Annotated in this window: 13 protein-coding genes; all 13 read left to right on the top strand. The window is 61.5% G+C overall.

The window, feature by feature from the left end:
• The first annotated feature begins 7 nt into the window (after window positions 1-7).
• The 13 genes from FIV03_RS06975 to FIV03_RS07035 all read left to right on the top strand — a co-directional run bounded on the left by FIV03_RS06975 (window position 8) and on the right by FIV03_RS07035 (window position 13,359).
• Complete coding sequence (locus FIV03_RS06975; RefSeq protein WP_152505161.1) at window positions 8-1,993, top strand: conjugal transfer protein TraG; 1,986 nt, start codon at window positions 8-10, stop codon at window positions 1,991-1,993.
• A 5-nt stretch (window positions 1,994-1,998) separates the two neighbouring features.
• On the top strand, window positions 1,999-2,427 hold the full coding sequence (locus tag FIV03_RS06980; protein WP_152505162.1) for a CopG family transcriptional regulator: 429 nt from the start codon (window positions 1,999-2,001) through the stop codon (window positions 2,425-2,427).
• Window positions 2,428-2,876: 449 nt separating this feature from the next.
• Complete coding sequence (locus FIV03_RS06985; RefSeq protein ID WP_152505163.1) at window positions 2,877-3,524, top strand: VOC family protein; 648 nt, start codon at window positions 2,877-2,879, stop codon at window positions 3,522-3,524.
• A gap of 476 nt (window positions 3,525-4,000) precedes the next feature.
• A complete protein-coding gene (gene trbB, locus FIV03_RS06990; protein ID WP_152505164.1) occupies window positions 4,001-4,993 on the top strand; it encodes a P-type conjugative transfer ATPase TrbB in 993 nt (330 codons plus the stop codon).
• The gene (locus FIV03_RS06995) at window positions 4,990-5,322 is read left to right on the top strand and encodes a TrbC/VirB2 family protein (RefSeq protein WP_152505165.1); all 333 of its coding nucleotides are present in this window, start codon (window positions 4,990-4,992) and stop codon (window positions 5,320-5,322) included. The genes trbB and FIV03_RS06995 overlap by 4 nt, the downstream gene beginning before the upstream one ends.
• Window positions 5,322-5,603, top strand: a complete 282-nt coding sequence (locus tag FIV03_RS07000) for a VirB3 family type IV secretion system protein (RefSeq protein WP_152505166.1) — start codon at window positions 5,322-5,324, stop codon at window positions 5,601-5,603. The genes FIV03_RS06995 and FIV03_RS07000 overlap by 1 nt, the downstream gene beginning before the upstream one ends.
• A 15-nt stretch (window positions 5,604-5,618) precedes the next feature.
• Window positions 5,619-8,051: a conjugal transfer protein TrbE gene (gene trbE, locus FIV03_RS07005; protein ID WP_152505167.1), complete on the top strand. Its 2,433-nt coding sequence runs from the start codon at window positions 5,619-5,621 to the stop codon at window positions 8,049-8,051.
• Window positions 8,048-8,803: a P-type conjugative transfer protein TrbJ gene (gene trbJ / locus FIV03_RS07010; RefSeq protein ID WP_152505168.1), complete on the top strand. Its 756-nt coding sequence runs from the start codon at window positions 8,048-8,050 to the stop codon at window positions 8,801-8,803. Before trbE ends, trbJ begins: the two co-directional genes overlap by 4 nt.
• Window positions 8,804-8,823: 20 nt before the next feature.
• Entirely contained in the window at window positions 8,824-9,096 is a 273-nt protein-coding gene (trbK-alt, locus tag FIV03_RS07015) for a putative entry exclusion protein TrbK-alt (RefSeq protein WP_152505169.1), read from the top strand.
• A gap of 3 nt (window positions 9,097-9,099) precedes the next feature.
• Window positions 9,100-10,464, top strand: a complete 1,365-nt coding sequence (gene trbL, locus FIV03_RS07020; protein ID WP_152505170.1) for a P-type conjugative transfer protein TrbL — start codon at window positions 9,100-9,102, stop codon at window positions 10,462-10,464.
• On the top strand, window positions 10,461-11,150 hold the full coding sequence (trbF, locus tag FIV03_RS07025; protein ID WP_152505171.1) for a conjugal transfer protein TrbF: 690 nt from the start codon (window positions 10,461-10,463) through the stop codon (window positions 11,148-11,150). Before trbL ends, trbF begins: the two co-directional genes overlap by 4 nt.
• Window positions 11,147-12,196 carry a P-type conjugative transfer protein TrbG gene (gene trbG / locus FIV03_RS07030; RefSeq protein ID WP_152505172.1) on the top strand — a complete coding sequence of 350 codons (1,050 nt, stop codon included), beginning with the start codon at window positions 11,147-11,149 and terminating at the stop codon, window positions 12,194-12,196. The genes trbF and trbG overlap by 4 nt, the downstream gene beginning before the upstream one ends.
• Window positions 12,193-13,359: a TrbI/VirB10 family protein gene (locus FIV03_RS07035; protein ID WP_152505173.1), complete on the top strand. Its 1,167-nt coding sequence runs from the start codon at window positions 12,193-12,195 to the stop codon at window positions 13,357-13,359. The genes trbG and FIV03_RS07035 overlap by 4 nt, the downstream gene beginning before the upstream one ends.

Below are 13,359 nucleotides of genomic sequence, written 5' to 3' on the forward strand. Positions count from 1 at the left end.
GGCCACAATGTCTGCGACAAAAATCCTCTGGGGCCAACTTTTGGCGGTCTCTCTCATTGTGGTGTTCACCACCTGGGGCGCAACGCAATACGTTGCCTGGAAACTGGGCTTTCAGGGGCAGCTCGGAACTCCCTGGTTCGAAGTGGCCGGTTGGCCAATCTACTATCCTCCGGCCTTCTTCTGGTGGTGGTACTTCTATGATGCGTATGCGCCGAACGTCTTTCTGCACGGCGCCGTCATCGCTGCTTCCGGCGGATTTCTGTCTATTGCCGTTGCCATAGGCATGTCGGTCTGGCGGGCGCGCGAAGCAAAACGCGTTGAGACCTACGGGTCTGCTCGTTGGGCCGAAAGGCAAGAGGTGCGAGCGGCAAACCTTTTCAACCCTGACGGCGTCATTCTAGGCTGCTACGAAGAGAACTATCTCCGTCATGATGGTCCGGAACATGTGCTCTGCTTCGCCCCTACCCGATCCGGCAAGGGCGTCGGACTGGTTGTGCCTTCGCTGCTGACATGGCCGGGCTCGGCCATCGTCCACGATATCAAGGGAGAAAACTGGCAGCTCACCGCCGGTTTCCGCGCGAAGCACGGTCGGGTGCTGCTGTTCGACCCCACCAACTCGAAATCGGCCGCCTACAATCCGTTGCTCGAAGTCCGCCGCGGCGAATGGGAAGTGCGGGACGTTCAGAACATCGCGGACATCCTGGTGGATCCGGAAGGGTCGCTCGAAAAGCGGAACCACTGGGAGAAGACGTCCCATGCGCTTCTCGTCGGCGCGATCCTGCATGTCCTCTATGCCGAGAAGGACAAGACACTGGCGGGTGTCGCGGCTTTCCTGTCCGACCCTAAACGTCCGATCGAGTCGACCTTGTCCGCGATGATGAAGACCGCCCATCTGGGGGAAGCCGGACCGCATCCGGTGATTGCCAGTGCGGCGCGCGAGTTGCTGAATAAATCTGAGAACGAGCGCTCCGGGGTATTGTCAACAGCCATGTCGTTCCTTGGACTTTATCGGGATCCCGTTGTGGCTGAGGTGACACGCTGTTGCGACTGGCGGATCAAGGACTTGGTGAATGGCAATCTGCCCACAACGCTCTACCTTGTGGTGCCGCCATCGGACATCAATCGCACCAAGCCGCTGATCCGTCTGATCCTCAATCAGATCGGCCGCCGTCTGACGGAAGACCTGCGGGCAAACTCCGACCGTCACCGTCTGCTTTTGATGCTCGATGAGTTTCCGGCTCTGGGCCGACTGGATTTCTTCGAGTCGGCCCTTGCCTTCATGGCCGGCTATGGCCTCAAGAGCTTCCTGATCGCGCAATCTCTGAATCAGATCGAGAAGGCTTACGGACCCAACAATTCGATCCTCGACAATTGCCACGTTCGCGTCAGCTTCGCCACGAATGACGAGCGGACGGCCAAACGCGTTTCGGATGCTTTGGGCACTGCTACAGAGATGAAGGCGATGAAGAACTATGCCGGTCACAGGCTGAGCCCCTGGCTCGGTCATCTCATGGTCTCCCGGTCCGAGACCGCACGCCAGTTGTTGACCCCAGGCGAAATCATGCAGCTTCCGCCAACTGATGAGATTGTCATGGTTGCGGGCACGCTGCCGATCCGGGCGAAAAAGGCGCGCTATTACGAAGACAAGCGGCTCATCGAACGTATCCTGCCGCCGCCTGAACCGGCTTCGCCTGTCCAACGACAGACCGATGATTGGAGCGACCTGCCGGTTTCTGCCAGCTCCGAAGCCAGCCAACAAACGTCGGAAAAGATGGGAGAGGACGAGGATCCAACCGGATCCGAACGCCGACACCAACCGGAACTTAACAGAGCTGAGGCTGTCGAACAGAAGGAGCCGGTCAAAAATGAATTCGAGGTCGATCTGACTGACGACTATGAGGATGACACCGCCCGGACCAGCCGGATGATCCGGGTCATGCAAGGTGTGGCACGGCAAGTCTCGCTTGATCCCGGCGATGGCATGGAGCTTTGACGGCAATGGCAGCTCGCAAGAAGAAGGCCCAGATTTCTGCCTATCTCGACCAGGACGTCATGAAGATGCTGTCCGATTACGCTGCGCGCCGGGACCTCTCGCAGTCATTGGTCGTCGAGGCTGCCATTGCGTCCTTTTTGTCGCCGGACGCAGATGAGCGACGCGAGGCGGCTATCACCAAACGCCTCGACCAGATCGACCGGCGGTTGACCAGGTTGGAGCGCGATCTCGGGATTTCTGTCGAGACACTCGCCATATTCGTTCGCTTCTGGCTTGCGACAACACCTGCGCTACCGAAACCGACCGCACAGGCCGCGCGCGCCAAGGCTGGAGAACGGTACGATACCTTCGTCACTGCGCTTGGGAGACGATTGGCCAAGGGGCCTAAGCTCAGGCAAGAGATTGCAGAGGATGCTCCAGGCGAGTCAGATTAGGGCTGTCCAACAAGGGTAGCCGCGCCCGGGTTTGAAAGGGTGTTGCGTTTCGATCTCGACGCGTCCTCGCAGCATGCTCTTGTACCATTTGACAACGGGGAAATATGCTTAAGATGACAGGCAGAAAAGCGTCCCCGTTTCTGTCGTTCGCCTATTCTTAGCTTAGCCCTGAAAGCAGCCGTTCGTTGCGGGGTGATCGAATGGCGGGTTCGCGAAAGAGGTCCGTCCAATCGTCGCAAAAGTATCTATTTTGCGGCGTCGCAAATATCAGGCGCGCAATCGCTACAAAACTCGGGACTTTCGCGACAGAAGATCGCCGAGAGCTACTAGAGTGTGGTTCTTGACAATCTCACGTGAATTTTGCGATAGTGATATTGCGCGCTACGTAGGGTGCACCGGCTCCGGGCCGACTGGGCAATGCCCGCCTGCGAACTTCAAAGGTAGCGCCTATGCCAAACCTCGAAAACTTTAAGAAGCAAGCCAAGCAGTATTTGCGCTGGCATCGCGAGCGATACTATCCGGTGGCGGCCCAAATCAGGGCTGCTTTGCCACGATTTCAGCACCTCAACGATACTCAGATACTTGAATCCAGCTTCAAGCTAATGGACGCGCAAGAACTTGTCGCACGTCAATTGGGATTCGAGGGATGGCAGGCGCTCAAGTCCGGAGCCCATGCCATGACCACTCAAAGCAAACAGACTGCACCTCGCCCCGTTCTGAGTTCCACCTCCGCGCAACTGTTCGTCTCCGACATCAATGCGTCGTGTGACTTTTTCGCGGACAAACTCGGCTTTGCAATCGACTTCGTTTATGGGGACCCACCGTTCTACGGACAGGTTAAACGTAACAAAGCGCAGCTCGCGCTTCGGCTGGTCTGCGAACCTGTGTTTGTTGATGATATACGAGAACGCGAACATCTGCTCTCCGCCTCAATTACGGTCGATACCGCAAGCGAGATCAAGCAACTCTTTCTGGATTTCCAAGCCTCCGGAGTGGATTTTCACCAGACGCTTAAGAAAGAACCTTGGGGTGCTCGAAATTTCATTGTTCTGGACCCAGACGGAAATCTCATACTGTTTGCTGGTCCGGCCGACTGAATATCCTCGAATCTCCGCCCACCACCCTGGATTGTCGCAGAACTCCTGGTTTTTGCAGTAGAACCGGACCGATTGAAAAGCCTTCGGTATTTTTGTCGCAAAAGTCGGGCGCAAAAGTCGATATTTTGTGCCCGACTTTTGCGACAGGTTTCTGATGCAAATTCTGGAAAGCTGACTTTCATTGGTCACGTCACAAATGACAGCAATGGGCCGATTGCTACTATGCGCCTCCCAAGCGCGAATGTCCGCTTCGTTTATTGGCGAGGCCAAACCTACCTGTCGCCTCCCGGCCCCGAGACGGTCGTTTACAAGAACTCTAAAAGGACTTGTCAGCGATAGCCCCGCCGCCATTTTCCTGTCTTTGCACGCCACACTACTCCTCCGTTAAACAGCTATTGAACCTCTCCAAAATCAGGTTCTTTTAATCATCCCCGTCTGGGGGCATTCCTGCCATCCCCGGCATCAACGGGGATCCCATGGCACCATCACATCAAAATCCGGAAGGCCAGGCACGCGGCGCACGTATGCTCCGCACGGCGCTCGGGTCCGCGATCACCCGTCTTCTGGAAGATCCTGCCGTAATCGAGGTGATGCTGAACCCGGACGGGCGTGTCTGGATTGACCGCCTCTCCGAAGGTCTCACCGGAACCGAAGAGTGGTTGTCACCGGCCGACGGCGAACGCATCGTGCGCCTGGTCGCGCACCATGTCGGCGTTGAGGTGCACCACGCTGCGCCGCGTGTTTCGGCCGAACTCCCCGAGACGGGAGAACGGTTCGAGGGCCTTCTTCCTCCTGTCGTTGCCGCACCCACCTTCGCCATCCGCAAGCCCGCCGTCGCTGTTTTTACCCTTGAGGACTACGTTGCCGCCAGGATCATGACGCCGGCACAGGCCGAGACACTCCGCTCGGGCGTCGCGACACGCGCAAACATTCTCGTCGCCGGCGGAACCAGCACCGGCAAGACCACGCTGACCAACGCGCTTCTGGCCGAAGTCGCCAAAACTTCCGACCGTGTGATCCTCATCGAGGACACCTGCGAGCTTCAGTGTGCGGCCCCTAATCTCGTTGCCATGCGCACCAAGGACGGCATCGCCTCGCTGTCCGATCTCGTCAGATCGTCCCTCCGCCTCCGCCCTGATCGCATCCCGATCGGCGAGGTGCGCGGACCTGAGGCCCTGGACCTCCTGAAGGCCTGGGGAACCGGACATCCCGGCGGCATCGGCACGATCCACGCCGGTTCCGCCATCGGGGCCCTGCTCCGGCTCGAGCAACTCATCCAGGAAGCCGTCGTCACCGTTCCACGTGCCCTGATCGCGGAGACGATCGACCTCATTGCCGTCCTAGCAGGCCGCGGTTCGCAGCGGCGTCTCGTGGAGCTCGCCCGCGTCGAGGGCTTTGGTCCCGACGGCGACTACCGCGTTTCCCCGGCCGTTCCCACAACTTCCTCCCATTCAGGAGATCATCCATGATCCGGACCATCCTTCGTACACGTCGTCCTATCGCGACTGCCGTCGCTGTGCTTCATATCAGCCTGCTCGCGGTTCCTGCCGCCCACGCTGCCGGATCCTCCATGCCCTGGGAAGCGCCACTGCAGTCGATCCTGGAATCCATAGAGGGCCCGGTCGCCAAGATCGTCGCGGTGATCGTCATCATCGTGACGGGCCTGTCGCTGGCCTTCGGCGATACGTCCGGCGGCTTCCGCCGCCTGATCCAGATCGTCTTCGGCCTGTCGATTGCCTTCGCCGCCAGTTCCTTCTTCCTGTCGTTCTTCTCCTTCGGTGGCGGGGCGCTTGTCTGATGGCGGAGACCTTCGAACATCGTGATCAGGTGCCGGGTTTCACGGTGGCGGTGCACCGGTCCTTGAGCGAGCCGATCCTGCTCGGAGGCGCGCCTCGGGCAATCGCGATCCTGAACGGCACTTTGGCAGGGGCCGTCGGTCTCGGTCTGCGCCTCTGGCTCGTTGGGCTTGCCATCTGGCTGATTGGGCATCTGGCCGCGGTCTGGGCCGCAAAGCACGATCCGCTCTTCGCCGAGGTCGGTCGCCGGCATCTGCGCTTTCCCGCACATCTGAGCGTGTGAGCGGAGGCCCTGCCGATGATGAACCTCGCCGAATACCGCACGCGTAACTGCCGCCTTGCCGACTATCTGCCCTGGACAGCGCTGGTCGAGAAGGGCGTGGTGCTTAACAAGGACGGCAGCTTCCAGCGAACAACCCGTTTCCGTGGACCGGATCTCGACAGCGCCGTTCCTGCCGAACTCGTCGCGGTTACCGGCCGTCTCAACAATGCCTTCCGCCGTCTCGGGTCCGGATGGGCCATCTTTGTCGAGGCACAGCGTCATGCTGCCAATCACTACCCTGACAGCAGCTTTCCGGATGTGGCCTCCGCACTGGTCGACGCGGAGCGCAAGGCAAGTTTTGAAGAAGCCGGTGCGCATTTCGAGTCGAGCTATTTTCTGACCTTCACCTATCTGCCGCCAGCCGAAGAGGCCGCTCGCACGGAACGTTGGTTGTTCGAAGGCAGGGAGACGAATGACATCAACCCGCAGGAGGTGCTTACCGGTTTCATCGACCGTACCGACCGGATCCTTCAGCTGATCGACGCTTTCATGCCCGAATGCGTCTGGCTCGATGACGCCGGGACGCTGACCTATTTGCATTCGGCGGTCTCGACCAACCGGCACACTGTTCGCGTGCCGGAGACACCGGTCTATCTGGATGCACTGCTTGCGGATCAGCCGCTTGCCGGCGGCCTGGAGCCAAGGCTCGGAGACAAGCATCTGCGGGTCCTGACGATTTCCGGGTTTCCGACGGCGACCACGCCCGGTCTGCTTGACGACCTCAACCGGCTGGCCTTTCCCTATCGCTGGTCAACCCGCGCGATTTTGTTGGACAAGACGGACGCAACAAAACTCCTGACCCGGATCCGGCGCCAGTGGTTTGCCAAGCGCAAATCCATCGCCGCGATCCTGAAGGAGGTGATGACCAACGAGCAGTCGGCACTCGTCGACACCGACGCCGCGAACAAGGCGGCTGATGCCGACCTGGCACTGCAGGAACTCGGCGCGGACCATGCCGGCATCGCTTATGTCACGGCGACCGTCACGGTCTGGGATACGGACAGCAAAATCGCCGACGAGAAGCTGCGGCTCGTGGATAAGGTCATGCAGGGCCGAGATTTCACGTGTCTGCCGGAGACTATCAACGCAGTCGACGCTTGGCTGGGCAGCCTGCCGGGGCACGTCTATGCCAATGTCCGCCAGCCACCGATCTCAACTCTCAATCTCGCCCACATGATCCCCTCAAGTGCGGTGTGGGCGGGGCCGGAGCGGGACGAGCATCTTTCGTCTCCTCCCTTGCTCTACGGCAAGACGGAAGGCTCGACCCCGTTCCGGTTTTCCCTTCATGTCGGCGATGTCGGCCATACGCTGGTCGTCGGCCCGACAGGGGCGGGCAAGTCCGTCCTCTTGGCGCTGATGGCACTGCAGTTCCGGCGTTATAGGAACTCCCGGGTATTCGCCTTCGATTTCGGGGGATCGATCCGTGCAGCGAGCCTCGCCATGGGCGGTGACTGGCATGATCTCGGCGGCGGCCTCACCGAAGGCCGAGACGTATCGCTGCAGCCTCTTGCCCGGATCGATGCCGCCGCCGAGCGCTCCTGGTCCGCCGACTGGATCGCTGCCATCCTCATGCGCGAAGGCGTCACCGTCAACCCGGACGTCAAGGAGCATATCTGGACGGCGCTGACGTCGCTTGCCTCCGCGCCGGTAGGCGAGCGAACGCTCACCGGACTTTCCGTACTGCTCCAGTCCAACGATCTCAAACAGGCCATGCGTCCCTATTGCATCGGCGGGGCCCATGGCCGGCTGCTCGATGCGGAAGGCGAGAACCTGGGCTCAAGCAGCGTTCAGGCCTTCGAGACCGAGGGGCTGATCGGGACCGGTGCGGCACCCGCCGTGCTCGCCTATCTGTTCCACCGGATCGAGGATCGGCTAGACGGATCGCCCACCCTGATCATCATCGATGAAGGCTGGCTGGCGCTCGACGACCAGGGTTTTGCGGGTCAGCTCCGGGAATGGCTGAAGACCCTTCGCAAGAAGAACGCCTCCGTCGTCTTTGCCACGCAGTCTCTGTCCGACATCGACGGCTCTGCTATTGCGCCAGCCATTATCGAGAGCTGCCCGACACGGCTCCTGCTGCCGAACGAACGCGCAATCGAGCCGCAGATTGCCGGAACCTATCGCCGTTTCGGTCTCAACGACCGCCAGATTGAGATCCTCGCGCGGGCGACACCCAAGCGCGACTATTACTGTCAGTCCCGGCGCGGCAACCGGCTCTTTGAACTGGGCTTGTCCGAAGTCGCGCTGGCCCTTTGCGCGACCGCCTCGAAGACCGATCAGACAGTCATTGCCGGCATTCTCGCGGCTAACAGCCGTGAAGGTTTCCTCGATGCCTGGCTGCGGCACCGCGGTCTTCCGTGGGCGGCCGATCTGATCCCCGACCTCACCAACCTGGAGACCTCCTCATGACGTTCCGCCGATCCCGTGCCGTTGTCGCTGCTGCCGCAATTCTGAGTGCGCCATTTCTCAGCTCTGTCACGTTCGCCCCGCCGGCTTTTGCCTGGCGTGTCGTGTTCGATCCGTCGAACTATGCCCAGAATGTGCTGACGGCGGCACGGACGCTGGAGCAGATCAACAACCAGATCGTCCAGCTTCAGAACGAAGCGCAGATGCTGATCAACCAGGCTCGCAATCTGGCCAGCCTTCCTTATTCGGCTTTGCAGCAGCTCCAGCAATCCGTGCAGAGGACGCAGCAGCTTCTTGAGGAGGCTCAGAACATCGCTTTCGACGTCCAGCAGATCGATCAGCTGTTCCAGCAGCAATACGGCAATATCGATCTGAGCGCGAGCGAACAGCAGCTGGTCGCCGGTGCGCGTAGCCGCTGGCAGAACACGGTCGGCGGCCTTCAGGACGCCCTGCGCGTGCAGGCCGGCGTCGTCGGCAATATCGAGACCAACCGCGCGCAGATGTCCGCGCTGATCGGACAGAGCCAGGGGGCGACCGGAGCACTTCAGACAGCCCAGGCCGGCAACCAGCTCCTCGCGCTCCAGGCGCAGCAGCTTTCCGACCTCACCGCAGTCGTCGCTGCCAATGGCCGGGCGATCGCCTTGAGTGAAGCGGAACGAACGGCCGCGGCCGAACAAGGCCGCATCCAACGCCAGCGCTTCCTGTCGCCGGGCTCCGGCTACCAGCCCGGCAACGCGCGCATGTTCAATAACTGATCTTTCGGGAGGAATTTTCCATGGACGGCAGGATGCTGGCCCGGTTGGCAGCAATCGTTTTTGTTGCAATCGCCATCACCGCGAGCCTGATCGAGATGTCCCGCAAGGACGATCCGGCGCCCAAGCTGACTGCGCCGGCTACACAGCCTTCCGACGATACTGTGCGTGCCGATCTGCGCCGCTGTCAGCAGATGGGCAGAGCTGCGGTCGATGACCAAGACTGTCTGGCAACCTGGCAGCAGAGCCGGGACCGGTTTCTCGGTCGGGGTCCTCGAACCGGCGAGGGACGTTGATCCATGGGCGGCACGGGTGTCATCGACAACTTCCTCGGGGTCTTCACCAGCTACATCGACAGCGGCTTCGGTCTGCTCGGTGGTGAGGTCGCCTTTATCGCGACAACGCTCATCGTCATCGATGTGACGCTGGCCGCGCTCTTCTGGTCCTGGGGCGCCGAGGACGACATCATTGCCCGTCTTGTGAAGAAGACGCTGTTTGTCGGCATCTTCGCTTATCTGATCGGCAACTGGAACAATCTCGCACGGATCGTCTTCGAGAGCTTTGCCGGGCTCGGCCTGATGGCCTCCGGCACCGGATTTTCCGCCGCCGATCTGGTGCGCCCGGGCAAGGTGGCGCAGGTGGGTCTCGATGCCGGAAGGCCGCTGCTGGAGTCGATTTCCGACCTGATGGGCTGGGTCGCCTTTTTCGAGAACTTCATTCAGATCGCCTGCCTGCTCTTCGCCTGGGCGCTCGTCATCCTGGCCTTCTTCATCCTTTCCATCCAGCTCTTCGTCACCCTGATCGAGTTCAAGCTGACGACCCTGGCAGGTTTTGTGCTCATTCCCTTTGGGCTGTTCGGCAAGACAGCCTTTCTGGCCGAACGCGTGCTCGGCAATGTCATCTCTTCCGGCATCAAGGTGCTGGTGCTGGCCGTCATCATCGGCATTGGCTCGACGCTGTTCGCGCAATTCACTGCCGGTTTCGGCAGTATCACGCCGACCATCGACGAGGCGATGGCCGTGGTGCTTGCGGCTTTGTCCCTGCTCGGCCTCGGGATCTTCGGTCCAGGCATCGCGAACGGTCTCGTCTCCGGCGGACCGCAGCTGGGTGCAGGATCCGCTGTCGGCACCGGCCTTGCGGTTGGCGGTGCTGCTGTCGCCGGAGTAGGGGCTGCTGGATTGGCAGCTCGTGGAGGCGCGCTCGCCTTGTCCAGGACCGCGGCGGCCGCACGCGGCGGTGCTGCCATCGCGGGTGGAGCGTCAACAGCCTACGGACTCGGATCGGCCGGGCAATCAGGCACAAGTGGTGTCGCCTCCGGCATCAGTGCTGTGGCAAGTGCTGGAGCGCGAGCCGCAGCATCGCCGCTCAAAAGACTGCAGTCAAAGGCAGCGGAAAGTTTTCAGGCGAGCCATCAATCCGGAGCCCGGACGGCCTTCGAGGCAACGGGCGGCACGGTTGGCAACACAGATAGTTCAGACGCCTCGTCTGCGTCTCCAGCACCCGCAGTACCTGCCGCCGCCGATGGCCCGCCGGCCTGGGCAAAACGCATGAAGCGTTCCCAGCAACTTTCCCACGGTGTTTCCGCAGCCGCTCATGCCGTCCGTTCGGGCGATAGTCACGGGGGCGGTGCTTCCATCAATCTTCAGACAGGCGACCGCTCATGAGCCTCTTCAAACGATCTACCGTTCACTACGGCAAATCCCCAGAGCCCGTAACGCCCTACCAGAAGGCCGCCCAGGTCTGGGACGAGCGCATCGGCTCGGCTCGCGTTCAGGCAAAGAACTGGCGGCTGATGGCCTTCGGCTCTCTCATCCTCTCCGGTGGTTTTGCCGCGGCACTCATCTGGCAGACCGTCGACGGCTCCGTCGTGCCCTGGGTGGTGCAGGTGGACAAGCTTGGTGAGGCGCAAGTTGTAGCGGCCGCCACCGCCGATTATGAACCGTCCGATCCACAGATCGCGTTTCATCTGGCGCGGTTCATCGAGAAGGTCCGCAGCATTCCGGCCGATGCCATCATCGTCCGGCAGAACTGGCTCCGGGCCTATGAGTTCACCACCGACCGCGGGGCGCTCGCGCTCAACGACTATGCGCGGTCAAACGATCCCTTCGCCCGGGTCGGCAGGCAGCAGATCGCGGTCGAGGTTTCCAGTGTCATCCGGGCCTCGCCGGGAAGCTTCCGCGTCGCCTGGACAGAGCGGCACTATGAGAACGGACAGTTATCCGCGACAGAGCGCTGGACCGCGATCCTGACCATCGTCATCCAGCCGCCCCGCGATGCAGCACGGCTGCGGGCCAATCCGCTCGGCATCTATGTCAACGCCATCAACTGGTCGCGGGAGATGGGGCAATGAAGACGGCTTTGCGTAAACCCGCGCTTCCGGCATTCCGGTTCTCCGCAAGTGCGGCAGTCCTTCTTTGTGCAACCGCGTTGGCGAGCTGTGCCACCTACAAGCCTCCGCAGATCAGCTACGATGCCAGCGTGCCGCCCCTGCCGGCGGTACCAAAAACTGCGAGCGACGATCGGCCCAAGCCTCTTCATGTGCCTCCGGCCTGGACCCCGGCAAAAGGAGGCGACGCGGCAACAACGTCAGCCGGCAGGATCGAGAATGCCAATGCGGCTGCGCGCATCGAGCCGCGCCGCGAAGGCTACTACAATGCCATCCAGATCTATCCCTGGTCGGAAGGGGCGCTCTATCAGGTCTATACGACTCCCGGAAAGATCACTGACATTGCGCTGGAACCGGGCGAAGCCCTGACTGGCGCCGGCCCGGTCGCGGCCGGCGATACGGCCCGCTGGATCATCGGCGATACCACCAGCGGCTCCGGCGAAGAGCCGCAGGTCCACATCCTCGTCAAACCGGCGCGCCCGGACATAGAGACCAATCTAGTCGTCACCACCGACCGGCGGGTTTACAGGATCGAGCTGCGCTCAGGCGAGGGTTTCTATATGCCCGCGGTCGCCTGGAACTATCCGCAGTCTTCGTTTTCACAGCGTCCCGTCGTCCCGACAACGCCTCGCATTCCGGCGCTCGCGGCACGGAACTATCGATATGCGCTCACCGGCGACACTCCGCCCTGGCGCCCGGTCTCCATCTATGACGATGGCAGGCGGGTCTATGTCGAATTTCCGGGTGGAATCGTCCAGGGGGAGATGCCGCCGGTCTTCGTTCTCGGGCCCGACGGAAACCCGGAAATCGTCAACAGCCGCGTTTACAGGAATATCCTGATCGTCGACCGGATATTTGGGGCTGCGGAACTCCGGTTTGGCAGCGGCAAGCACCAGCAGACGGTCAGGATTGTTCGGACCGATGGAAAACGCCATGACCTGACAAAGGGACATGGTGCTGGTGAGCCTTCAGAGCAACCAACGATCGGCGATGGAGGTGAGGGGGCATGAGCAGTCCGCAGCAGAATAGGGAAGACGACGATCCTCACCCGAACGCTGACGTCAGGGCGGCAATGCGTTTGCGAGTGGATCCGCCGCGGGTGACGCGTCTCTCGCGCAAGGTGCTGGCAGGGGTCGGGTTCGTTGCCTTGCTCGGCATCGGAGGGGCTTTGATCTACGCGCTCCAGGCACCGGACAGGAGGGGCGGCAGCGAGGAACTGTTTTCGACGGAAAACCGCAACACCGCTGACGGATTGAGTACCCTGCCGAGCGACTATGCCGGCCCGGTTCTAGGACCGCCCTTGCCGGGAGATCTAGGCCGGCCGATCCTCAAGGCGCAGGAACGCGGTCAGCCGGTCGTGCCTCCAGCGATCCAAACGCCCACGCTCGATGAACAGGAACAGCGCCGTCTTGCCGAGGTAGAGGCTGCCCGCACCAGCCGGGTCTTCTTCCAGACGGGACAGGCGGCATCGGGCGGAGCAAGGCTGGGTACAGTGCCGTCGATCGGCGGCAGTGTTTCAGGTGGAGTTTCGGCACAAGACAGCAATCTTGCGTTTTTGAATGCGTCCGTGGACCGACGGACCACGGCATCCGATCGCGTTACGGCACCGGCATCGCCCTATGTGCTGCAGGCCGGGTCCGTCATTCCCGCTGCACTCATCACCGGGATCCGCTCCGACCTGCCCGGGCAGATCACCGCCCAAGTCACGCAGCATGTCTATGACAGTCCAACCGGAAGACTGCTCCTGGTCCCTCAAGGCACGCGCATCGTCGGCGAATATTCCAACGATGTCGGGTTCGGTCAGCGCCGTGTGCTGCTCGTCTGGAACCGGCTGATCCTCCCGAACGGCCGCTCCATCGTGCTCGAACGCCAGCCGGGAGCGGACCCAAGTGGCTATGCCGGTCTGGAAGACGGTGTGGATTACCACTGGTGGGATCTCGCCAAGGCGGCCGGGCTGTCGACGCTGCTTAGCGTCGGTGCGGAACTCGCAGCAAGTGACGACGACCGCCTGGTTCAGGCGGTCCGTGAAGGTGCCCAGGACACGATCGATGATGCCGGGCAGCAGATCGTTCAGCGCCAGTTGCAGGTCGCGCCCACGCTGACGATCCGGCCGGGGTTCCCGGTGAGGGTGATCGTCACCCGTGATTTGGTGCTCGAACCTTACGGAGGATGA

This window comes from Labrenzia sp. THAF187b, assembly GCF_009363375.1.
GTDB classification, from domain to species: domain Bacteria; phylum Pseudomonadota; class Alphaproteobacteria; order Rhizobiales; family Stappiaceae; genus Roseibium; species Roseibium algicola.